The sequence below is a fragment of the Tsukamurella pseudospumae genome (genome assembly GCF_001575205.1).
GTDB classification, from domain to species: Bacteria; Actinomycetota; Actinomycetes; order Mycobacteriales; family Mycobacteriaceae; genus Tsukamurella; species Tsukamurella pseudospumae.
Genome location: NZ_LSRE01000015.1, coordinates 1 through 21,141, shown reverse-complemented (window position 1 = coordinate 21,141; position 21,141 = coordinate 1). Strand labels below are relative to the sequence as shown.

The 21,141-nt window shown below is 69.5% G+C and carries 23 protein-coding genes; 8 read left to right on the top strand and 15 right to left on the bottom strand.

Features of this window, described 5'->3' with window-relative positions:
- Window positions 1-2: 2 nt before the first annotated feature.
- Window positions 3-1,193: a multidrug effflux MFS transporter gene (locus tag AXK61_RS12885; RefSeq protein ID WP_068745651.1), complete on the top strand. Its 1,191-nt coding sequence runs from the start codon at window positions 3-5 to the stop codon at window positions 1,191-1,193.
- Between the two features lie 38 nt (window positions 1,194-1,231).
- Here AXK61_RS12885 and AXK61_RS12880 read toward each other — a convergent pair whose 3' ends face one another.
- A complete protein-coding gene (locus tag AXK61_RS12880) occupies window positions 1,232-1,702 on the bottom strand; it encodes a hypothetical protein (RefSeq protein WP_068570397.1) in 471 nt (156 codons plus the stop codon).
- Between the two features lie 152 nt (window positions 1,703-1,854).
- Here AXK61_RS12880 and AXK61_RS12875 point away from each other — a divergent pair, with 152 nt between their 5' ends.
- From AXK61_RS12875 to zwf, 3 genes are all read left to right on the top strand, one after another.
- Window positions 1,855-2,928: a M48 family metallopeptidase gene (locus AXK61_RS12875; RefSeq protein ID WP_068745649.1), complete on the top strand. Its 1,074-nt coding sequence runs from the start codon at window positions 1,855-1,857 to the stop codon at window positions 2,926-2,928.
- A 171-nt stretch (window positions 2,929-3,099) separates the two neighbouring features.
- Complete coding sequence (locus AXK61_RS12870; RefSeq protein WP_068570399.1) at window positions 3,100-3,612, top strand: M23 family metallopeptidase; 513 nt, start codon at window positions 3,100-3,102, stop codon at window positions 3,610-3,612.
- Between the two features lie 145 nt (window positions 3,613-3,757).
- Window positions 3,758-5,263, top strand: coding sequence for a glucose-6-phosphate dehydrogenase (gene zwf, locus AXK61_RS12865; RefSeq protein WP_068570437.1), 1,506 nt, complete (start codon window positions 3,758-3,760; stop codon window positions 5,261-5,263).
- A 4-nt stretch (window positions 5,264-5,267) separates the two neighbouring features.
- Here the strand turns inward: zwf and AXK61_RS12860 are convergent, their stop codons facing one another.
- Together AXK61_RS12860 and AXK61_RS12855 are read right to left on the bottom strand one after the other, a co-directional pair.
- Window positions 5,268-6,164, bottom strand: a complete 897-nt coding sequence (locus AXK61_RS12860; RefSeq protein WP_068570400.1) for a tyrosine recombinase XerC — start codon at window positions 6,162-6,164, stop codon at window positions 5,268-5,270.
- A 91-nt stretch (window positions 6,165-6,255) separates the two neighbouring features.
- Complete coding sequence (locus AXK61_RS12855; protein ID WP_068745646.1) at window positions 6,256-7,542, bottom strand: MFS transporter; 1,287 nt, start codon at window positions 7,540-7,542, stop codon at window positions 6,256-6,258.
- Between the two features lie 139 nt (window positions 7,543-7,681).
- Here AXK61_RS12855 and AXK61_RS12850 point away from each other — a divergent pair, with 139 nt between their 5' ends.
- On the top strand, window positions 7,682-8,221 hold the full coding sequence (locus tag AXK61_RS12850; protein WP_068570402.1) for a YdeI/OmpD-associated family protein: 540 nt from the start codon (window positions 7,682-7,684) through the stop codon (window positions 8,219-8,221).
- Window positions 8,222-8,235: 14 nt separating this feature from the next.
- Here the strand turns inward: AXK61_RS12850 and AXK61_RS12845 are convergent, their stop codons facing one another.
- From AXK61_RS12845 to AXK61_RS12795, 11 genes are all read right to left on the bottom strand, one after another.
- A complete protein-coding gene (locus AXK61_RS12845) occupies window positions 8,236-8,613 on the bottom strand; it encodes a hypothetical protein (RefSeq protein ID WP_156485653.1) in 378 nt (125 codons plus the stop codon).
- The gene (locus tag AXK61_RS12840) at window positions 8,604-9,116 is read right to left on the bottom strand and encodes a hypothetical protein (protein ID WP_139057804.1); all 513 of its coding nucleotides are present in this window, start codon (window positions 9,114-9,116) and stop codon (window positions 8,604-8,606) included. Before AXK61_RS12840 ends, AXK61_RS12845 begins: the two co-directional genes overlap by 10 nt.
- Before the next feature lie 123 nt (window positions 9,117-9,239).
- Window positions 9,240-10,388: a DNA-processing protein DprA gene (dprA, locus tag AXK61_RS12835; protein WP_068745688.1), complete on the bottom strand. Its 1,149-nt coding sequence runs from the start codon at window positions 10,386-10,388 to the stop codon at window positions 9,240-9,242.
- Window positions 10,385-11,905, bottom strand: coding sequence for a YifB family Mg chelatase-like AAA ATPase (locus AXK61_RS12830; protein WP_068570405.1), 1,521 nt, complete (start codon window positions 11,903-11,905; stop codon window positions 10,385-10,387). The genes dprA and AXK61_RS12830 overlap by 4 nt, the downstream gene beginning before the upstream one ends.
- Complete coding sequence (locus tag AXK61_RS12825) at window positions 11,905-12,273, bottom strand: YraN family protein (RefSeq protein ID WP_068570406.1); 369 nt, start codon at window positions 12,271-12,273, stop codon at window positions 11,905-11,907. Before AXK61_RS12825 ends, AXK61_RS12830 begins: the two co-directional genes overlap by 1 nt.
- Window positions 12,274-12,378: 105 nt before the next feature.
- The gene (locus AXK61_RS12820) at window positions 12,379-12,954 is read right to left on the bottom strand and encodes a TetR/AcrR family transcriptional regulator (RefSeq protein ID WP_068570407.1); all 576 of its coding nucleotides are present in this window, start codon (window positions 12,952-12,954) and stop codon (window positions 12,379-12,381) included.
- A 4-nt stretch (window positions 12,955-12,958) separates the two neighbouring features.
- A complete protein-coding gene (locus AXK61_RS12815; protein WP_068570408.1) occupies window positions 12,959-14,188 on the bottom strand; it encodes an MFS transporter in 1,230 nt (409 codons plus the stop codon).
- Window positions 14,189-14,337: 149 nt separating this feature from the next.
- The gene (locus AXK61_RS12810; RefSeq protein WP_068570439.1) at window positions 14,338-14,643 is read right to left on the bottom strand and encodes a DUF2469 domain-containing protein; all 306 of its coding nucleotides are present in this window, start codon (window positions 14,641-14,643) and stop codon (window positions 14,338-14,340) included.
- 43 nt (window positions 14,644-14,686) lie between these two features.
- Window positions 14,687-15,370 (bottom strand): ribonuclease HII, encoded by a 684-nt coding sequence (locus tag AXK61_RS12805; protein WP_082777879.1) that lies wholly within the window; start codon window positions 15,368-15,370, stop codon window positions 14,687-14,689.
- Between the two features lie 6 nt (window positions 15,371-15,376).
- A complete protein-coding gene (gene lepB, locus AXK61_RS12800) occupies window positions 15,377-16,267 on the bottom strand; it encodes a signal peptidase I (protein WP_082777880.1) in 891 nt (296 codons plus the stop codon).
- A gap of 229 nt (window positions 16,268-16,496) precedes the next feature.
- Entirely contained in the window at window positions 16,497-17,729 is a 1,233-nt protein-coding gene (locus AXK61_RS12795; RefSeq protein WP_156485652.1) for a site-specific integrase, read from the bottom strand.
- Window positions 17,730-18,021: 292 nt separating this feature from the next.
- Here AXK61_RS12795 and AXK61_RS12790 point away from each other — a divergent pair, with 292 nt between their 5' ends.
- From AXK61_RS12790 to AXK61_RS12785, 3 genes are read left to right on the top strand one after another with little or no spacing between them, the layout of a single operon-like run.
- Complete coding sequence (locus AXK61_RS12790) at window positions 18,022-18,258, top strand: helix-turn-helix transcriptional regulator (protein ID WP_068745642.1); 237 nt, start codon at window positions 18,022-18,024, stop codon at window positions 18,256-18,258.
- Complete coding sequence (locus AXK61_RS24965) at window positions 18,255-19,133, top strand: DNA adenine methylase (RefSeq protein WP_156485651.1); 879 nt, start codon at window positions 18,255-18,257, stop codon at window positions 19,131-19,133. The genes AXK61_RS12790 and AXK61_RS24965 overlap by 4 nt, the downstream gene beginning before the upstream one ends.
- The gene (locus tag AXK61_RS12785; protein WP_156485650.1) at window positions 19,121-20,374 is read left to right on the top strand and encodes a hypothetical protein; all 1,254 of its coding nucleotides are present in this window, start codon (window positions 19,121-19,123) and stop codon (window positions 20,372-20,374) included. The genes AXK61_RS24965 and AXK61_RS12785 overlap by 13 nt, the downstream gene beginning before the upstream one ends.
- Before the next feature lie 533 nt (window positions 20,375-20,907).
- Here AXK61_RS12785 and AXK61_RS12780 read toward each other — a convergent pair.
- Window positions 20,908-21,141 (bottom strand): transposase (locus AXK61_RS12780; protein WP_068745638.1); only part of this gene is annotated, 234 nt, incomplete at its 5' end.

Here is a 21,141-nt window from a genome sequence, read left to right as displayed (position 1 = left end):
GGGTGTCAGACTCCACCTCCCGCGCACAGAAGGGGAACGTGCGGCTCGCCCTCATCCTGGGCTCGCTGTCGGCGTTCGGTCCCATCACGACCGATCTCTACCTCCCGGCGCTCCCCGCCGCCGCCGACGACCTGGGCGCCTCGCAGCCCGCGATCCAGGCCACGCTCACCGCCTGCCTCATCGGCCTCGCCCTCGGGCAGGTGTTCGTGGGGCCGCTGTCGGATTCGATCGGGCGGCGCCGGCCGATGGTGGTCGGGATGGCACTGTTCGTCGTCAGCTCGTTGCTGTGCGCCGTGGCGCCGTCGGTGTACCTGTTGGACGCCGCGCGCCTGTTCCAGGGCCTGGCGGGCGCAGCGGGGATCGTGCTCAGCCTGGCGATCGTCCGGGACATGTTCGACGGTGTCGCCGCCGCCCGGATGATCGCGGCCCTCATGGCGGTGGGCGGCGTCGCGCCGATCATCGCCCCGCTCGCCGGTTCGCAGCTGCTGCGGGTCACCGACTGGCGCGGCCTGTTCGTGGTGCTCGCGGTGCTCGGCGTGGCGCTGCTCGCGATCGCCGCGGCGAAGGTGCCGGAGACCCTGCCGAAGGCGGACCGTCGACCGGTGGGCTGGCGGTCCGTGGCGAACGGCTTCGCGTCCCTCGCGCGCGACCGTCGGTTCGTCGCACTGACGCTGACCGGCGGACTCGCCTTCGCGGCGATGTTCGCCTACATCTCCACCTCGGCGTTCGTCTTCCAGAGCCACTACGGCTACTCCGAATCCGCGTTCAGCGTGGTGTTCGCGGTGAACGCGGTGGGCCTGCTCGCCACGAACCTGATCGGCGGCCGGCTGGTCGGGCGGGTGCCGGTGGCGACGCTCGTGCGGATCGGCCTCGCGGGCATGGTCGTGGGCGCCGTCGCCTCGCTCATCACCCTGACGATCGGGCATCCGCCGCTGGTGATCGCGTCACTGTTCGTGACGGTCTCGAGCCTCGGCCTGGTGATGCCGACGGTGGCCGCGCTCGCCCTCGACGATCACGGCTCGCTCGCCGGCACCGCGTCCGCCGCGCTCGGCGCGGCCCGCATGGTGCTCGGCGGCGTCGCGGCGCTGTTCGCCGGGATCGGCGGCGACCCCGTCGTCCTCGGCGCGGTGATGGTGCTGTGCGCGGTGGGCGCCGCGGCGTCCTTCGTCCTGGCCCGGCGACCTGTGCACTGAGCGGATCCCCCGGCGTGGGCCCTGCGGTATCGCGGACTTCAGCCGAGGAGGGTGAGGATCACCAGCGTCACCGTGGTCAGCGCCAGCGCGCCGTGCGCCAGCACGGCCGTGATGGGCAGGTTCCGCTCCGAGGATCCCCGGCGCCGCGACCCCCGCGGATCGCGGGCGCGATGCCGGCCGGAGGGGCGCGCACCGTCGAACGCCTCGCGGGACCGGTAGCTGGGCACCCAGCGCACGAACATCGTCAGTCCCGACGCGGCCACGATCACCAGCAGAGCCAGGCTGAGCCACCCCGCGAAGGCGCGGCCGCCGAAGACGTAGACGATCCACGCGGTGGCGGCGGAGACGGCGAAGCCGACGTGCCCGAACACCAGGAGCGGGGGCAGCCGACGGTGCCGGCCGGAACCCGTGCGGGCCCGCCGCACGCTGGACAGCGCGAGCCACGCCCCAAGCACCACCAGGCCGGTGAGCGCTGTCAGTACCAGCACGATCAATGCCACGGTCCGCATGCCGTCATCCCCTCGATCACTGTGTCGGCCCGTATCGTCCCCGACACTGCAATGGCAAAGCACACCGGCCCGGAAGAGCAGCGACACAACGGGTTCCGTATGACATGTGCAGGAGCAACCCCTACCCACCGAGACTTCTGTAGATTCAAGGCATGACCGATTCAGTGTCCCGAACGTATCGCTCAGTCCCCGGTATCAGCACGCGCGCATGGGAGCACCCGGCCGACCGCGCAGCGCTCGTCGCGCTGCGCAACCTCAAGGGCTTCGACACGGTCCTCAAGGCGATCTCCTCGCTGCTGCGCGAACGTCAGCACCGGCTGCTGTTCCTGGCCTCCGGTGTCCGCGTGGACGATCGCCAGTTCCCTCACCTGAACGACCTGCTCGCCGACTGCGTGCGCGTGCTGGACGCCCCGTCGACGCCCGAGCTGTACGTCGTGCAGGACCCGACGGTCAACGCCATGACCATCGGGATGGACCGGCCCTTCATCGTCATCAACACGGGTCTGCTCGAACTGCTCGACGAGGAGGAGCAGCGGTTCGTCGTGGGCCACGAGCTCGGTCACGCGATGTCCGGGCACGCGGTGTACCGCACGATGCTGATGCACCTGCTGCGACTGGCGGGCAGCTTCGGCTGGGTGCCGATCGGCGGCTGGGCGCTGCGCGCCATCGTCGCGGCGCTCATGGAGTGGCAGCGCAAGTCCGAGCTGTCCGGCGACCGGGCCGGCCTGCTCTGCGTCCAGGACCCCGATGTGGCGATGCGCGTGCACATGAAGACGGCGGGCGGCACGAAGATCTCCGAGATGGACACGCAGCGCTTCCTCGCGCAGGCGGCCGAGTACGAGCGCACCGGCGACCTGCGCGACGGCGTCCTCAAGCTGCTCAACCTGGAGCTGCAGTCGCACCCGTTCTCGGTGTTGCGCGCCGCGGACCTGAACCGATGGGTCGAGCGCGGCGACTACGGGCGGATCGTCGGCGGCGAGTACCCGCAGCGGGCCGACGACGACAAGGCCAGCGCCGCAGACGAATTCCGCACCGCTGCGCGCGGCTACAAGGAGGGCTTCGACGCCTCGGCGGACCCGCTGATCACCACGCTCCGCGACTTCGGCTCGTCCGCCGTGAACACGGTCGGGCAGGGCGTCACGGATGTCGCCACCGGCATGGGCCGCAAGATCGACGAGTGGCGGCGCAACTCCCAGCGCAAGCAGGACGGCACCGGCTCGGAGTAGACGCGCACGACGGCGGGGCGCGCACGCTCAGGAGTCGCATCGTACTCCCCGAGGACTCCGGACCGCGGTCCGAAAGACCTGCTCACGGGGCGCCTGTGGACAACCGGTTCTCCTCCACAGGCGGGCGCTTCCGGCCCGATTCCCGACGGTGCCGTCCGGCATCGTCGGGGCATGCGCACCGTCACCCGAACGTCCCTGGCCGCCCTCGCCGTTCTGCTCGTCGGCGCGGGCGCACCGTCGGCGACGGCGCTCGACTACGACTGGCCCCTGGACCCCCGCCCGTCGGTGGCGCGGCCCTTCGCGAACCCCCAGAAGCGGTGGCAGCCCGGGCACCGCGGGGCCGACCTCGCTGCGGCCCCGGGGCAGGCGGTGTACGCCGCGGGCGCGGGCAGGGTGAATCACGTCGGACGCGTCGACGACCGGGTCGTCATCTCGGTGCTGCATCCGAACGGCCTCCTCACCACCTACGAGCCGATCGACGGTCCGCTCGTGCAGGAGGGCGACCAGGTCGGCACGGGTACCGCGCTCGGCCGTGTCGCCGCAGGGCACGAGGGCTGTCCGGCGAGCGCCTGCCTGCACTGGGGCCTGCGACGGGGGTCCGGCCACGCCGCGGAGTACTTCAACCCGCTGCTGCTCGTGGGTGCCGCGCCCGTGCGACTGCTCCCGGACGCCGGCGGCGCATGACGACACGGGCGGTGTCGCCTCCGCCGAGGGAATGCCAAACACGGCGCACGCGGAGCGGGAGTGCAACGATGGTCCCGTGACGGACGAACAGACCCCGGACAGCGCACCGTCGGGCACGGGCGACGGTGAGACGAACGCGGAGCGGCTGGAGGAGGCGCAGACCATCGCCTACCCGAGCGGATCGACGCGCCGCTCCCGGAAGACCTCGCAGGACGACCCGACCCTGGTGGTGCTGTTCGGCGCCACCGGCGACCTGTCCCGACGCAAGCTGCTGTGCGGCCTGGGCTACCTCGCGGTGTCCGGGCTCGCGCCGGACATGCGCGTGATCGGGACCAGTCTCGACGACATGACGGACGAGGAGTTCCGCACCTTCGCGAAGAAGGCGATCGACGAGCTCGGCAATCGCAAGCTCACGGACGCGCAGTGGGAGTTGTTCGCGCCCAAGCTGTCCTACGTGAACACCTCCGCCGGGCCGGACGCGCTGGCCGCGAAGGTCGCGGCGGAGGAGAAGGTGCTCGCCGACACCGACGAGCACGGCGATCCCGATCGGGTGCGTCGCCTCTACTACCTCAGCGTCCCGCCCAAGGCCGCCACGAAGGTGATCGCGACCCTGAACGAGGCCGGCCTCGTGGACCGTTCGCGCGTGGTCATGGAGAAGCCCTTCGGTGAGGACCTGGAGTCCGCCCTGGCCCTCAACGACGAGGTGCACAGGACCTTCAAGGAGAAGCAGATCTTCCGGATCGACCACTTCCTCGGCAAGGAGGCGGCGCAGAACATCCTCGCGTTCCGGTTCGCGAACGGTCTGTTCGAGCCGATCTGGAACCGCAACTTCATCGATCACGTCCAGATCGACATCCCCGAATCGCTGGGACTCGACGCGCGCGCCGCGTTCTACGAGCCCACCGGCGCCTACAAGGACATGGTGGTCACGCACCTGTTCCAGGTCATGGCCTTCGTCGCGATGGAGCCGCCGACGGCGCTCGAGCCGCGCGCGATCTCCGAGGAGAAGAACAAGGTCTTCCGCTCGCTGGAGCCGATCCGACCCGAGGACGTGATCCGCGGGCAGTACGCCGGGTACCGGCAGGAGGAGGGCGTCGACCCGGAGTCCGACACCGAGACCTTCATCGCGCTCAAGGCGCGGATCGACAACTGGCGCTGGGCCGGCGTGCCCTTCTACCTGCGCACCGGCAAGAAGCTGGCACAGGGCATGCGGATCATCTCCATCGCCTTCAAGGAGGCGCCGAAGTCGATGTTCCCGTCCGGCTCGGGCATCGGCCAGCAGGGCCCGGACCACCTGACCTTCGACCTCGCCGACGAGTCGAAGGTGTCGCTGTCGTTCTACGGCAAGCGCCCCGGACCGGGCATGCGCCTGTCGAAGCTGTCGATGCAGTTCTCCACCGAGGACACCGAGCAGGCCGACGATGTGCTCGAGGCGTACGAGCGGCTCATCCTCGACGCGATCAACGGCGACCACACGCTGTTCACCACCGCCGAGGGCATCGAATCCCTGTGGGAGCGGTCGATTCCGCTGCTCGACGACCCGCCGCCCGTGCGCCAGTACGAGCCGGGCTCGTGGGGCCCGAACTCGATCCACCAGCTCATCGCCCCGAACGCCTGGCGACTGCCCTTCGAGCGCAGCTGGCGCGACTAGAGACTCACGCGCGCGGGTGCGCCTGCTCGTGCGCCGCCCGGAGCCGGGCCACGCTCACGTGCGTGTAGAGCTGGGTGGTGGCCAGCGACGAATGGCCCAGCAGCTCCTGCACGACGCGCAGGTCCGCGCCACCGTCGAGCAGGTGGGTGGCGGCGGTGTGCCGGAGCCCGTGCGGTGCCACCTCGCGCCCGCCCGGCACCGACGCGGTGATCTCGTGCACGACGGTGCGCGCCTGCCGCGGGTCGAGCCGTCCGCCGCGCGCCCCGAGGAACAGGGCGTTGCCCGAGCGCGCGCCGACCAGGCCGGGCCGGGCCTCGTCGAGCCACCTCCGCAGCGCAGCGGCAGCGGGCGCGCCGAAGGGCACCGTCCGCTCCTTGTCGCCCTTGCCGATCACGCTGAGCACGCGACGCCCGTGGTCGACCGAGCCGAGGTCGAGCCCGCACAACTCGCTCACGCGGATCCCCGTGGCGTACAACACCTCCGCGATCGCGAGATCCCGCACCGCGATCGGGTCGCCCTCGGCCGCACCGGACGCCGCGTTGCGCAGGGCCTGGGCGGCATCGTCGGAGGAGAGGACCGCGGGCAGCGTGCGGTGCGCGCGCGGGGCCTTGAGCCGGGTCCCCGGGTCCTCGGGCAACAGCCCGCGCCGGGCGGCCCAGGCGGTGTAGGTCCGCGCCGAGGACGCCTGCCGGGCCAGCGTGGTGCGGGCGGCACCGGACGCCGCCCGCTCCCCCAGCCAGGCGCGCAGGGTCGCCAGGTCCAGACGGTCCGCCGCCACCCCACGCTCCTCGGCGAAGGCCAGTAGGGCGGTGAGGTCGGCGAGGTACGCGCGCACCGTGTTCTCGCTGCGCCCTCGCTCGAGACGCAGATACGTCTCGTACTCCGCCAACGCACCGCTCATGAGTCCCAGCCTAGGGCGACTCCGCCCCCACACCCGGATTGAACACCGTTATGGAGAATCCGACCTGCGGTTTCTCCCTCCGTAACGGTGTTCAATCGGGCAGGGGCGCGTGTGCCGTCTCCGGGCATCGTCGGACCACCGGGAGTGCGACGAGCTGCAGAACGACGAGGTACGCCGGGAAGACGAGGTCGAGGCCCGCGCCGTGCAGCGCCGTGCCGATCGCGGGGACCGTGCCGCCGAAGACCGCGGTGGCCAGCGCGAACGCGGCACCCGTGGCGAGGACGCGGACCCGGGCCGGGAACATCTCCGCGAGCGCCGTGCCGAGGCACGCCATCATCAGCGCCGTGATCGCCATCCCCGCACTCTGCACCGCGAGGACGACGCCGGGCTCGGCACTGATCGCGAGGAACAGCGGGACCGTGCAGACCGCGCCGGCCACGAGGAAGGCGTACATCAGCGGCTTGCGCCCGATCCGGTCGGACAGCCGGCCCAGCGGGATCTGGACCAGGCCGTAGAGCACGAACGCGATCGCCGAGATCGTCACCGCGTCGGCCTTGTTCAGGCCCGCGGTGAGGATCGCCCACGTGGGCACGTAGGTGCTCCACGTGTAGAACACCGCAGCGGTGGCGGACGCGAGGACGAAGGCCCGCCAGAACGCGCCCCGGTGGTCGGTCAGGATCTCCCGGTAGGGGTTCGCCGCGGACTGCGCGCGGGCCGGTTCGAGCGTCTCGTCGGCGCTGCGCCGGATCCACCACGCGACGACGGCGAGCACCGCGCCGATGAGGAAGGGCACCCGCCACGCCCAGTCCGCCATCGCGTCGGCACCGATGGACCGGACGAGCAGGGTGATCGCGAGCAGGCAGAGGACCTTGCCCAGGCTCGAGCTGACGTTCGTGATGCTGCCGTACGTGCCCCGACGGTCCCCGGGGGCCGACTCGACGAGGAACGCCGTTGCCGTCGACAGCTCGCCCCCGGTCGACAGGCCCTGGATCAGGCGCGCCACCGTCAGGATGACCGGCGCGAGCAGGCCGACCTGCTGGTAGGTCGGCGCGAGCCCGATGAGGAGGCTGCCCAGCCCCATCAGCGCGACGCCGCCGGCGAGCACCGGTCGCCGCCCGTAGCGATCGGCGAGCCGACCCATCAGCACGCCACCCACGGGCCGCACGAGGAAACCGACCGCGAACACGCCGAAGGTCGCCAGTAGCGGCACGACCGAGTCCGCGTCGCCGGGGAAGAACTGCCGCGAGAAGTAGATCGCCAGGAACGAGTACGCGCTCCAGTCGAAGTACTCGACAAGATGCCCCACCGATCCGGTGAGGATCTGGGTCCGTCGCTGCGGGCGCTCGTCGCGCGATGCGCTCACCAGGGACTCGGTCACGGGAGAACGATACAGAGTCGGCAGCACCGTCCGGCTGAGACGGCCGACCCGGCATCGATCACGAATCGAGAAGCGGCCCGCCCCGGGGCCCTCCTACTGTGGAGCGCAGACCGTCCCGACCCGCCCCGAGGAGATCCCCATGGCCGCGAAGACCTTCGACCCCGTCCGGTGCACCGCCGTCGTCGAGCGGATCGGTGATCGCACGATCGTCCGGCTGCCGGACGCCGCGAGCGCGGCGCTCCCCTCCCGCGGGCAGGTGGCGGTGGTCGGATCCGTCGACGGCGCCGCTTTCGCCGACGTCGTCGAGCCCGACGGGAGGAAGGGGCACTGGCTCGATCTCGACGGGATCGACGGTGCGACGGCCGTGCCCGGCGACACCGTCGCCCTCGAGGTGACCCCCTCCGAGGACTGGCCCGAGCCCGAGGTCCCGGACGACCTGCGCGCGGCGCTCGACGCCGCACCGGATACCTCGGACGTGTGGATGGGCATCACGTCGATGGCCCGATGGGAATGGGTGCGGTGGATCGGCGCGACCCGTAACCCCGCGACTCGTTCGAAGCGGGTGGACGTGACGATCGACAAGATGCGCAACGGCAAGCGCCGCCCTTGTTGTTTCGACCTCGCCTCCTGCACCGATCCCGAACTCGCCCGCAGCGGCAAGCTCGTCGACGGCGACTGAGGGCCGTGGCGGAACTACGCAGCGCTCGGACCGTGACGCACGATCGTCCGGAGCGGTTCGTCGTCGGCCGGGTTGAGCAGCACGACCTGCACGCCGGGGAGGACGTCCGCGACGGCGGTGTGGACCAGATCGCCGAACGCGTTGTGCTCCATATCGTCGGCCCAATCCGACTCTATGAGCACCGCGAACTCGTCAGGAGCAGTCGCCACCATGCCGGGCGCGACCCGTCCGTGGTCCCCGACGCGAATATCGGCTTGTCGTCCGTTCTCCGTGATCGAGAGCGATCGAGCTCGAAGGCGCGTGGCGAGGGCACGGGCGAACAACCCGAAATCACCGTGGATCGCGCCGCTGCCGGTTCCGGTGAGGACCATGTCGTACCGCACTAGGACCACCTCCCGTACTCCTGATCGACCTCACGAGCGATGATCCGAATATACGTCGCGTCGCCGACCTCGACCACCGCCTTCATCTCCGCGGCGAGCTCTGCAGTCGGGATCCCGCTGCGCATCGCATTCACGAACACACGGCCCGTCCCCTGCCTCTGTCGCACGTCCGCGACCCGCCGTCCGAACGCTTTCGCATTCGCGTTGGTGGAGGTCTTGATCTCGCACGGTTCACCGTCGACCGCGATGTCGGGAGTAGGGCTCCCGCTCTTCGAGCGCGCCAGCACGGTCACGTTCCGTCCCTCGCGCAGGAGCCGATCGACGACCACCCTCTCATCGATGTCCAGCGCCCGCCCGACGCGTTCATCGAGCCTGCCCCGGATATTGCGAGACAGCCTGTATCGCTGCAGCACCTCGACGTGGACGTGAATGTCCGCGTACGTCGTTGCCGGCCGCCTGATCCGGCTCCGCATCGCGTCGTCCAGCGTCCACTCGAGAAATCGTTCTCGCACGTCCGAGGAGTAGCCACGACCACCGTCCGACGGCGGGCCATCTCGCGGAACATGTCCATCAGGGCCGCCAGGGTGGCCGCGGCGCCGTTCCTCGCCGTGCCTACGCTTCCCGTCCGGCACGTCCTAGTTCGCCAGCCGCCAGAGCGCTCCATCGCGGCGGATGAGGCCCTTCGTCTCGAGCACGGCCAGCTGCATCATGACCGCCCGCGCCGGAAGCCCTGCGATGGATGCGATCTCGGACACCGGCAGTCCCGACCTCGCGGGCAGCGCGTCGTGCACCCGCAGCGCGGGCCCCTCGAGGCCGTCCGTCGGCCGCTCGGGGACCTCGAGTTCGAGCGCGAGTTCGCCGATCCGGCCGACCTCCTCGATCACCTCGCTCGACCTGCTGACCAACCTCGCGCCGTCCCGGATCAACTGGTGGCAGGTGACCGAGGTGGCCGCCGTGACCGGTCCGGGGACCGCGCAGACCGGGACGCCCCGTCGCCCCGCCCAGGTGGCGGTGTTCCGTGTCCCCGACCGGAATCCCGCCTCCACCACCACGACTCCCCCGGTCGCGGTGCCGACGATCCGGTTCCGGTTCAGGAACCGGTGCCGGCCGGGCACCGTCCCCGGCGGATACTCGGACACCACGACGCCCGACTCGGCGATCCGCCGGAACAACCCGGCGTGGCCCGCCGGATACGGCCGGTCGAGGCCACCCGCGACGAAGGCGATCGTGCGCCCCTCCGCCGCGAGCGCGGCACGGTGGGCGGCACCGTCGATCCCGTACGCGCCGCCGGAGACGATCGTGAACCCCTCCGCCGACAGGTCACCCGCGAAATCGTCGGTGACCCGCTCCCCGTAGCTCGACGGTGCGCGCGTGCCCACCATCGCGACCGATCGCTCGAGCAGCTCGTCGATCCGGCCCTCGCCGATCACCCACAGCGCGACCGGCCGCAGCTCGCGCACCTCGTCCTCGTGGTGCGGGGCCTCCGGCGGAATCCGGGCCGCCATCGGCTGGAAGCGGTACTCCGGCCACTCGTCGTCGTCCGGGGTCACCAGCCGGCCGCCGAGGTGTGCCACGTGTTCCAGATCGGCGGCTGCACGATCAGCAGCAGCGCGGCCCGTGGTCGCATCGGCGACCGCCTCGAAGCCCTCGGGGAACTCGCGCCGCCGCACCATCTCCGCGGCCTCCGGGGCACCCACGAGATCGATCAGCGCGACCAGCGGCCCGCACGGCGGCTCCGCCACCCGGCTCAGGTACGCCCATGCGCGTCGGCCGTCGTCGTTCATGTCCACCCCTTCTCCCGGAACTGCAGTGCCAGCCCCACTTCGCTCTCACCGGGCCGGTCCAGACCCTGCAGGTCCGCGAGCGTCCACGCCAGCCGCAGCGAGCGGTCCGCGCCCCGCGCCGTGACCTTCCCCTGCCGCAGATAGGTCTCCAGTGGGCGCAGCGCCTTCGCGGGCAGTCGGAATCGGCGGCGCAGCACCACACCCGGCACCTCGGAGTTGGTCAACCAGCCCTCGGCCGCCCACCGGGACGCCGCAGCCTCCCGCGCCGCGCGCACTCGCTCGCGCACCACCGCGCTGGGCTCCTCCGCAGTGTCCTCCGCGTGGAGAGCGCCGGTCGTGGGCGGTTCCATCCGCACCCACAGATCCACCCGATCCAGCAGCGGTCCGGACAGCCTGCCCAGGTAGCGCCGGCGGACCGTCGCCGTGCATGTGCAGTCGTTGTCCCGCGCGGGTGCACACGGGCAGGGGTTGGCCGCCATCACCAGCAGGAACCGGGACGGGTACTTGACCACGCCGTCGCGCCGCGCGAGCCGGATCTGCCCCTCCTCCAAGGGGGTCCGCAATGCCTCCAGGGACTTGGGCCCCATCTCGGCGCACTCGTCGAGGAACAGCACGCCACGGTGAGCGAGCGAGACCGCACCGGGCCGGGCCAAGCCGCTGCCGCCACCGACGAGTGCGCTCACCGTCGAGGTCTGATGCGGCGCCACGAAGGGAGGCACGGTGATCAGCGGCCGATCGGCCGGGAGGTCGCCGGCGATCGAGTGGATCGCGCTCACCTCCAAGGCCTCTCTCCGCCCGAGCGGGGGCAGGATGCCCGGCAGGCGGGACGCCAGCATCGTCTTCCCGATCCCCGGCGGCCCCGTCATCATGATGTGGTGGGCGCCCGCAGCGGCGACCTCGAGCGCGAACTTCGCTTCCGGCTGCGCGACCACATCGGCCAGGTCTGCCACCGTCGGATCCACGTCGTCGACGACGAGCGGACCGGGCTCCGCGAGGACACCGGAGCCGTCGAGCCACGCGACGACCTCCGCGAGGTGCGCGGCGCCGAGCACCTCGATGCCGTCCACGAGGCCCGCCTCGTCCAGATTCGCCAGCGGTACGACCGCACGGGAGAAGCCCGACTCCTTGGCCGCCAGCACAGCGGGCAGCACCCCGCGGACCGGCCGGACCCGGCCGTCGAGCGCCAGCTCCCCGAGCAGCACGGCACCGTCGAGCCGGCCGACGGGCACGCGCTCCGCGGCGAGCAGGATCGCGACCGCCAGCGGAAGGTCGTACACCGAGCCCACTTTCGGCAGCGTGGCCGGCGAGAGGGCCACCGTGACCCGGGTGTCCGGGAACCGGATGCCGATGTTGACGACGGCGGCGCGGATCCGGTCGCGGGACTCCTTGAGCACCGTGTCGGGCAGGCCCACGAGGTGCACGGCCGGCAGCCCCGCGCCGATGCAGCCCTCGATCTCGACCACGGCACCGTCGACGCCCGTGATCGCCACCGTGTGCACCTTGCTCAGCGCCGACATCACGCGACCCCGGCCCGGTACTCGAGCGTGACGGGTCCGCCCGGCGGCGTGAAGACGGCGGCCACGTCGATGCGGACCTGCGCGAACGCGCCCTCCGTCTCGGCGAGCCAGCGCGAGGTCAGGGCGCGCAGCTGCGCGACCTTGCGCGGCGTCACCGCGTCGAAGCCCGTACCGAACGCTGTCCCCGTCCGCGTCTTCACCTCCACGATCGCGAGCAGGCCATCGGGCGCGCGGGCGATCACGTCCAGTTCGCCGCGCAGCCCTCCACCCGAGTACCGCCAGTTCCGGGCCAGCACCGTCCAGCCGCGGTCCGCCAGGAATCGACAGACCACGTCCTCACCCGCACGCCCCACCTCGTTGTTCCCCATGCGCCGATCATGCGCCGCGGACACCACAGGCACCGCCCGGGAAAGCGGTGCCTGTGGAGGAAAAAGGTTATGTACGCAAACCTGTGGACAGCGCGCGCCGTGGACTCATTCCTGTCGGACGAAGCGTCCCGCCATCGCGGCGATCTCCGTCCGGCCGACGGACGCCCCCTGCACGAGGACCCGGAACACGACCGGCCCCACGAGTTCGGCTGCGGCCGCCGACGGATCCAGCCCGGCAGGCAACCGCCCGGCCTGCTGATTCCGCGCGACGACGGCGCGCGCGGCGTCGCCCAGCGGGTCGGCACCGGCCATCAGCCGGGCGACCTTCGCGTCGTGCTGAGCCTCCCCGATCAGCGCCCGATAGGCCAGGCCCGCATCGGATTCCGTGAGGAACCGGACGACCGCCGCGAGGAAGTGCTCGACCTCGCCGCGCACCGTCGAACCGGATTCGACGGTGAGCTCGCCCGCGGCGTCCGTGGCACTCGCCTCGAGCAGGATCTCGGCCTTGGTCGACCACCATCGGTAGACCGTCTGCCGGCCGACCCCGGCTCGCTCAGCGATGCCCTTCATCGTCATGGCGGCGTATCCCTGTTCGACGAGCATGTCGTCGACGGCCCGCAGCACGGCGGCGCGCGCCTCCTCACTGCGCGGCCGTCCGACGTGCCGCTCGGTCTGCGTCATCGCGTCACCGTAGCAGCGATCCGGCCGCCCCGGCCCGAGCCTCCGACCGCATCTCGATCAGCCCGACCGACGCTGCGAGCAGGGCGACGACAGCGCAGAAGACCAGGCCGGACGCCCGTAGCCCGAGCACCGCGGAGAGGGCACCGACCCCGATGGCCGGGAACGCGAGCATCACGTACAGCCCTGCGAAGAAGGACGACGAGACCTCGGCGCGGTGTGCGGGGGCCACCTGCTCGACGGTGGTCGCGATGCCGGCGTTCATGCAGAGGCCACCGAACACGCCGAGCACCGCGGCGGCCGCCAGCAGCGCGGCCAGGGACTGCGCCGCCAGGGCCGTCGCGAGCAGCGCCGCCGCCACGACCAGCCCGCCGCACCCGGCGACGAGCGCCGTGCGCGGTGCGAGTCGGCGGGCCACGAGCTGCCCGATCGCCATCCCGGCGAACGCGAGGAACACGACACCGCCGGCGAGAGCGTGCGAGGGCAGGTCCAGGAACCGCGCGAGGAAGATCGCCGAGACCGCGGTGAGCACGCCGGTCACCGCGAACGCGGACCCCGCGGCCAGCACGGCCCGCACGAACGCGCCGTGGATCTCGGCGGGCACGCGCAGCGGACGGGGTCGCAGCCGCGCCCGGCCCGCCACCGCGGCCCGAGGAGAGAACGCCCACAGCCCGGCGAACGCCGTCAGAGACAGGCCGAGGTGCACCGCGAAAGGCACGACGAGCGGGGCCGACGCGAGGTCCGCGACCACACCCGCCAGCAGCGTCCCGACCGCGAGCCCACCCGTGTTGACCGCGACCGCGAGCGTTCCGGCGGCGCCCTTGTTCTCGGGCGCGAACAGGTCGATCACCGCGGCCGTGCCGGTGCCGCTCATGAGCCCGGCACCGAGCCCCGACACCACACGCGCCACGATGAGCAACGGCAACGAGGGCGGCAGCAGGAACAGCAGCGCGCTGACGATCGCCAACAGCACCGCGAGGAGGAGCACGGGGCGGCGGCCGACGTCGTCGGACAGGCGACCGAAGACGGTCAGCGCGGCGACCACGCCGAGAGCGTAGACGGCGAAGAGCACCGTCACCGTCAGCGAACTGAACCCGAGCCGCGCGGAGTAGAGGGAGTAGAGCGGCGTGGGCAGGGTGGTACCCATCATGACGACCAGGAACGCGAAGGCCGTGCTCACCACGGCAGGCGCTGTGCGGTAGGCACCCCTGGGACGATCGGTGCGATCAAGCAACATGAGAAATTCCTTCTATATCGAGACAATGTGACTCGATATAAGACTCTAACAAATTCGAGACATCAAGTCTCGTTATCTGCGTCACAGAACGCCGCAGGCGCCGCCCCGAAACGGGAACGGCGCCTGCGGCGGATGGATCAGTGGAGCGGTCAGTCCGGAAGCCGCAACTCCGGCTTGTCCAACTCCTCGATGTTGACGTCCTTGAAGGTCACCACGCGGGCCTGCTTGAGGAACCGCGCCGGGCGGTACATGTCCCACACCCACGCGTCGGTCATCCGCACCTCGAAGTAGACCTCGCCGTCCGCGTTGCGCGGGATCAGGTCCACCCCGTTGGCCAGGTAGAACCGACGCTCCGTCTCCACCACGTAGGTGAACTGACTCAGCACGTCCTTGTACTCGCGGTACATGGACAGCTCCATCGCGGTCTCGTACTTCTCGAGATCCTCTGCGCTCACGTCGTCCTCCTCACCTCGGGTCACCGTTCGTAACCGCTCCAGATTACCGCGCCGCCGCGGCGCCGGCCGCCGACGCGGCCAGGGCCGCCCGCACGTTCTGGTAGCGCATGCGGTGCTGGCTGCTCGGGCCGAGCTCCCCCAGTGCCGTCATGTGCACCGCCGTCGAGTAGCCCTTGTGCACGGCGAAGCCGTATCCCGGGAAATCGTCGTCCAATTCGGCCATCACGCGATCGCGCGTCACCTTGGCCAGAACGCTGGCCGCCGCGATGCAGGACGCCGACGCGTCGCCACCGATCACCGGTAGCGAGGGCACGCCCAGGCCCGGCACGGTGAAACCGTCGATGAGCACGTACCCGGGACGCACCTGCAGGCCCGCCACCGCGCGACGCATGCCCATGATGTTGGCCACGTGCACCCCGATCCGGTCGATCTCCGGCGCCGGGATCGACACGACCGACCAGCTCACGGCCAGGTCGAGGATCTTCGGATACAGCTGTTCCCGCACGTTCTCGGTGAGCTTCTTCGAGTCGTCGAGGCGCGCCAGCGACGGCGGGATCCGCGCCGGCAGGATGCACGCTGCCACCGTCATCGGGCCCGCGCAGGCGCCGCGCCCGGCCTCGTCGATCCCCGCGACGGGCCCGAGCCCCGCCCGACCCAGCACCGTCTCCAGGGTGCTCAGGCCCGACGATGCCCGCACCACCGGCCGCGGAGGCCACCGGTCCCGCACGGTCGATCAGCCCTGCTGCGGGTTGATCGCCTTGACCGTCTGCCAGCGGCTGAACGGGTAGATGATCGCGACGACCTTGCCGCGGATGTCGGCCTTGGGGATCGTTCCCTGCAGCTCGTCCTCGAGGTGGAAACGCGAGTCCGCCGAGGCCATCCGGTTGTCGCCCATCACGAAGACATTGCCCTTCGGGATGGTGATCGGGCCGAAGGCACCGTTCTCGCTGCCGTTGATCGGCCAGCAGCCGTTCGTCTTCGCGTACTCCTTGGCGTTCTCCGCCAGGTAGGGTTCGACGATCTTCTTGCCATCCACGGTGACGCCCGTCTCGGGGCGGCACTGGATGGTCTGACCGCCGACGGCGATCACCCGCTTGACCAGGTCGTTCTCGTTCGGCGGCTGCAGGCCCACGTACGAGAGCGCCTCCTGGACGCCGCGGATCACGGTGTTGTCCGAGCGCACCTTCTGCACCGGATCCAGCCCCCACGACGAGGTCGGGCCCTTGAACACGATCACGTCGCCCGGCTTCGGGTCGCCCGCGAAGTAGCTGATCTTCTGCGTCACGATGCGGTCGCCGGTGCAGCCGGCGCAGCCGATCAGCGTGGGCTCCATCGACTCCGACGGCACGTACCACTGCCGACCCACGAAGGTCTGCAGGCAGAAGCTCAGCACCAGCGCGACGAGGATGATCGCCCCGACCTCGAGCGGCCAGTTGGTCTTCTTCTCGCGCCCGGCCTTCTTCTCCCCCTCACCGTCCGACGGTGCCGGGTCCGGCGCGGAGTGTCGGCCGCCCTTCCGGGCGGGCTCGGCGGGGCCGTCGGCCCCGGAAATGCCGGGACCCCCGGCCGGCGATACGGGATCGCTGGGCTCGGGGGTCTCCGGGGAGTTCGTCTGCTCGGGCACGGGTACACACTACCGAGCAGGCGGGTCGGTCTCGTCCAGGCGGACGGTGACCGGCGCTGGTGTCAGCGCTTCTCCTTGATCTTGGCGGCCTTGCCGCGCAGATCAATCAAATACTTTGCTAACGTGCAGGTCGAAAACGGATACATGCAGGTCACAGCCTCGAATGACATGATCCGCGTTGCACTGAGTGGCATGGAATTGCACTGAATTGCACCGGCTATACCGTAGTTTATACCGTAGTTTTTGGATCGCTCGGGATGAGTGCCTGGATGGCGGTCAGCGACACCCCGTGGGTGTAGCTGGCGGCGTTGACGCCTTCGGTGTGACCGAGATACGCGACCCGCTGCGCCGCTGGCACCCCGGCCGCGATGAACGCGCGGTTGATGACGGTTCGCCATGCGTGCGATCGCAACGTGAGCAGCGGGTCGATCTTGAGGGTCTCCGCGAGCTCGACGTAAAGCGCCGCCATCCCTTCTTTCGCGGCGGCGAGGCCCCACGGCCGATCCGCGTCGGCCGGGTGCGGGATCGCGTACTCGCCTGCCGCATGGCCGGCTCGATCCCGGAGGTGAGCGGCAACCTCGGGCAACAAGATTGGGATCGTCCTGGGCTTGCGCACGGATTCGCCACCGACCCGGACCGGCTTGGGGAACGTGGTGGTGAGGATGCCGTCGCCCGTGATGTCGGACCAGCGTTGATTGACGGCTTCCTGCAGCCGCAGCCCCGTCGCGGCTTGTAACAGGCACTGGTCGATCGCGTTGCGACGCACCGCGAGGCGATGCGCATAGGACCAGCGGGACTTGGACTTCACCGGCACGCCGTCGGTGGGGTCGATCGCCAGCAGGTGCGCGACGACGGCGCGCCGGTGCGCATCGGTGAGGTCCGCCGATCCTCGGGGCGATTCGGTCGCTTCCTTCGCCATGCTCACGAGGTCGATCGTGGCCTGCAGCGGGTTGCGGTCGATCACGCCGTGGCGGAGCAGTGGGGCGATGAAATGCCCGTTCAGGGCCTTTTTCGCGTTCTTCGCGGCGCCCAGGCCGTACCGCTCGGCGATGTGCTGGAGCGCAGCCTCGAGCTCGCCGTACGTGGCGGCGTCGGCCAGCGGCAGGCCCCGCAGTTCCGTGCGCGCGCGGGTCATGGCGGTGGTGTACAGCGTGGTCGTGGACGCCGCGAGCCCGGCCGCGGTGATCGACGGCACGGTCACGTCGTCGATGAACTTCTCGACCGGCATGGTCGGCGCCCACGGCGCCCTTTCGCGCGTGGACAGCAGCTTCTCAGCGGTGGCCTTCGCCCTGGCGCGCACCCGGGTCTTGGTGTCTGCCTGAGAGCGCTTCTCGACGATGCGGCCATTCGGCAACCGGATCGACCAAACAAGAACCCAAGTGCCGTCCGGCTTTTCGCGCGGAGTGTTGCGATCGATGCTGTGCTCCCCCGGCGCCAGGCGGGATTTCGATGCTGTAGCCATGCAGCTACGGTATGCGGTTCACGGTCGGGAAGTCAACCGGATGCGTGCCGCGCGTTGCACGGTGTCCGGATTCACGGTATCTTGGTGCTACAGAGCGTTGTTGCATTGCGACAGCTGATCCGCTCGGTGTCGTTCCGCCCGTTGGCCGCGTCAAGGCCGCGGATCGACGCCCGCCGCATTCGGCGGGACCGTGCCCGAGCTTCGTTCGCCCGCCGGGCGAACGCGATCATGGATACGACCCCAAGGCCACGTGGCACCGGGGGAAGCGCTCCTCATCTGAGGAGTTCGCATCATGGCATCGCCGTCCACCCGCACCCCCGCGCCGGTCGTCCCGGCCACCATCGAATCGCCCCTGACCGACGTGGTCGGCGCCGCCGCGTACTTGGGGGTGACGAAGTCGTACCTCGACACGGCGCGCTCGACCGGCGCCGGTCCCGCGCATGTGCGGATCGGCCGCATCGTCCGGTACCGGATCAGCGACCTGGACCGGTACATCGCGGATCACGTCGTGACGGGTGGTGCACGATGAGCGCCGACGGTATAGCACCGCCGATCACATATTTCGGCGGCAAGCAGCGGTTGGCCAAGGCGATTGCCGGGATGTTCCCGCCGCACAGGCACTACGTCGAGGTTTGCGGCGGATCGCTGGCGGTCCTGTTGGCCAAGCGGCCGAGCACCCACGAGACGGTCAACGACATCGACGCGAACTTGATGACGTTCTGGCGCATGGTCCGCGACCGACCGGACGACCTTGTCCCGAACCATGATTCGGGGCAACGGGGCGGCTACTACTGTAGTAACTACTACGGTGTTGAACTTCTTAACTTTTTCGGCCCCGCCCTGGACACCCCAGCGCCGAAATCCGTGTCCGAAGTGTGCAAATCAGGGGTTTTACCCCGTCTGACCTGCACGCGCGCTTGCACACCACTTGATTTCACAACAGTGCAGAAACTGTGCAAAGAATCGGACATTGGTATCCTGACCTGCAATAACGCTTGCACACCTTTGCACACTTTGGAACCTACCCAAGTGTGCAAACACTTCCGCAGGCCAGAGCATATAACCGCAGGTCAGCTTCGAGGGCTCCGAGTCAAGGCCGTGACGACCCTCACCTCGATCACCCATACGACTCGACCTCCCCCATCGCACGCTGATTCGAGTCGGGGCCGCGGCAGGCTGACCCCCGCCGCAGAGCCGACTCGACATACGCGAACGACCCCCGGAGCGGGGAACTCCGAGGGTCGTAATGGGAACCAGATTCAATATGAAGGGAGGCGGCGATGCGACGCCGTCACGGCACCAATATTACCACACCGGCCTCAACAAAGGTCAAGGTTTCAGCACCACGATACCGATGCTTCGCCCTCAGCTTCCGGGCCGATGACCCGCGCGTGGCATCGGTGATCCGCGGCCTGGAGACGCATAGGTCGCTGACCGCGTGGGCGTACATCCTCCACGACCGGGACGATGCCGACGACCACTACCAGTTCGCGATACGGTGCGCGACCGCGCGCACCGTCGCGGACGTTGCGTGGTATCTCGGGGTGCCCGAACCTTCGGTTCGCATCCTTCGTGGCCGCGGAGCGTTCCCGAAGTACATCCGATACCTCCTGCACGAGGGCGAGCACCTGGTCCCCGGAAAGGCTCCATATCCCCGTGAAGCGGTCGTCGCAAACTTCGATTTCGTCGCGGTGGTCGATGCGGTGCCGGCACGCCGCCGGCCGTCGGCGGACACGATCGCACGCGACCTCATGGCGGGAACCATCACCATCGAATCCGTGTATGAGCAGTGGCCGGAACTGTTGGAGAAGCACCGCCGGAGATTCGAGGAAGCCGCGGTGGTTGGCGCCGACATGCGCAACCGGATCGAGTGGCAGCGCCGCGATGCGGAGGACCGCGCCGCGGCCGACGCCCGGGCTGAACAGGCCCGCGTTGCCGCCGAGGCTGCCGCGGCCGACGCCCGGGCTGAACAGGCCCGCGTTGCCGCCGAGGCTGCCGCGCACGAGGCGCTTTGCGACGAATGGCTGGAGGCCGAAATGGATTGGTACGAGGGCGCCGAGGGCCAGCAATACATGGCCGAGCAGGAGCGCATTACCGCCGAGGCCGCAGCGTCCCGCGAAGAATCCAATCGGAAACGTGAAACGCTGCAACGGCGAGACGACGTGATAGACATGATCGCCATTTCGCGGGGATTGCCGGGCGTGCGGCAGGCTCGGGAATACCGCGTCGCGTCGTTGATCATGTTCGGCCCGGCCGGGGAGGTCGGGATCGTGGAGCCCGGCAATCAAGTGATGAATGAGGACGGCGAGATTGTGTCCGCGTCAGATTGGCGCAATGCTACGGTAGAAGAATTGACTGAGCCGATTCTTCGTCGCGCGTTGTCGATCGAATTTGAAAGCGAGCTTTCCGACGAAGAATACGCGGAGGCAATCGAGGACCATCGACGTGATGTAAGCAATGTTCGCGGCGAGATTAGCAATGGCGAATTTCACTTCGCGGCTAACGCCAACAGGATCGCATTTGAAAACTCTCTCAACCTGTGCAAGTCCTGGCGCCGTTGGCCGGATTTGGTGGAGATTCCCCTTCCACACGCCAAACTCCCCCGCAAGGAGATGGAAATGGCGCAGGCCGCGAGAAAAGCCTGAGCAGTATCCCAACACCCCCGTCACGCTCGCTGCGACGGGGGTGTTGCCGTCTCGGGGCGCGGTTGTCCGCCATTCCGTCGGTCGTGGGCGTGGCAGCTACCGGTCAGTTACCGGCACGCAACGAAACCAGTAGGCGGCATTGCGGAGCGCTACTACTGTGTCGCTAATATATCCGACCAGTAAATTCCAGAAATGGCAGCTACTGGTCAGTTACCGGCACTCAACGAAACCAGTAGGCGGCATTGCGGAGCGCTACTACTGTGTCGCTACTATATCCGACCAGTAAATTCCAGAAATGGCAGCTACTGGTCGGTTACCGGCACTCAACGAAACCAGTAGGCGGCATTGCGGGGCACTAGCCTCGATCTTTCGTGAGGTGGTCGTCCCCTCCTGATCGGTTTCGGATTGGTGTCCTCGAGTGAGGGTTTCGTTCGTGGGCATGGTGATGCGGCCCGGTGTTGCGTCGGGTGGCGTCGGGTTCCACTGTCCCGTGGGGGTGTTTCGTGATCGGATTGTCAAGGAAGTCGTGTCGGTCATGTGGGTGCTCGCATCCGGTTCAGGCGCTGTAGGCCGGCGATCAGCAGGCCGGTGTCGGGGGCTGTCGCGGCGAGGTGCAGGCGGGTGCGGCGGGCGTGCCGGGCGATGGATCCGGCGATGCAGAAGAGTCGGTGGCGCAGTCGTTTGGGTTCCCACCGGCGGGCATCATGGCTGGTCAGGGCGAGCATTTGGGTCCAGGCTATGAGGTCGGCAGCCAGCGCGGCGATCGC

What these genes read in the sequence shown, in the direction of transcription:
- AXK61_RS12880 (WP_068570397.1), bottom strand. Translation starts at nt 1,702, where the DNA reads ATGCGGACCGTGGCATTGATCGTGCTGGTACTGACAGCGCTCACCGGC.
- AXK61_RS12875 (WP_068745649.1), top strand. Translation starts at nt 1,855, where the DNA reads ATGACCGATTCAGTGTCCCGAACGTATCGCTCAGTCCCCGGTATCAGC.
- AXK61_RS12870 (WP_068570399.1), top strand. Translation starts at nt 3,100, where the DNA reads ATGCGCACCGTCACCCGAACGTCCCTGGCCGCCCTCGCCGTTCTGCTC.
- AXK61_RS12860 (WP_068570400.1), bottom strand. Translation starts at nt 6,164, where the DNA reads ATGAGCGGTGCGTTGGCGGAGTACGAGACGTATCTGCGTCTCGAGCGA.
- AXK61_RS12850 (WP_068570402.1), top strand. Translation starts at nt 7,682, where the DNA reads ATGGCCGCGAAGACCTTCGACCCCGTCCGGTGCACCGCCGTCGTCGAG.
- dprA (WP_068745688.1), bottom strand. Translation starts at nt 10,388, where the DNA reads ATGAACGACGACGGCCGACGCGCATGGGCGTACCTGAGCCGGGTGGCG.
- AXK61_RS12830 (WP_068570405.1), bottom strand. Translation starts at nt 11,905, where the DNA reads ATGTCGGCGCTGAGCAAGGTGCACACGGTGGCGATCACGGGCGTCGAC.
- AXK61_RS12825 (WP_068570406.1), bottom strand. Translation starts at nt 12,273, where the DNA reads ATGGGGAACAACGAGGTGGGGCGTGCGGGTGAGGACGTGGTCTGTCGA.
- AXK61_RS12820 (WP_068570407.1), bottom strand. Translation starts at nt 12,954, where the DNA reads ATGACGCAGACCGAGCGGCACGTCGGACGGCCGCGCAGTGAGGAGGCG.
- AXK61_RS12815 (WP_068570408.1), bottom strand. Translation starts at nt 14,188, where the DNA reads ATGTTGCTTGATCGCACCGATCGTCCCAGGGGTGCCTACCGCACAGCG.
- AXK61_RS12795 (WP_156485652.1), bottom strand. Translation starts at nt 17,729, where the DNA reads ATGGCTACAGCATCGAAATCCCGCCTGGCGCCGGGGGAGCACAGCATC.
- AXK61_RS12790 (WP_068745642.1), top strand. Translation starts at nt 18,022, where the DNA reads ATGGCATCGCCGTCCACCCGCACCCCCGCGCCGGTCGTCCCGGCCACC.
- AXK61_RS24965 (WP_156485651.1), top strand. Translation starts at nt 18,255, where the DNA reads ATGAGCGCCGACGGTATAGCACCGCCGATCACATATTTCGGCGGCAAG.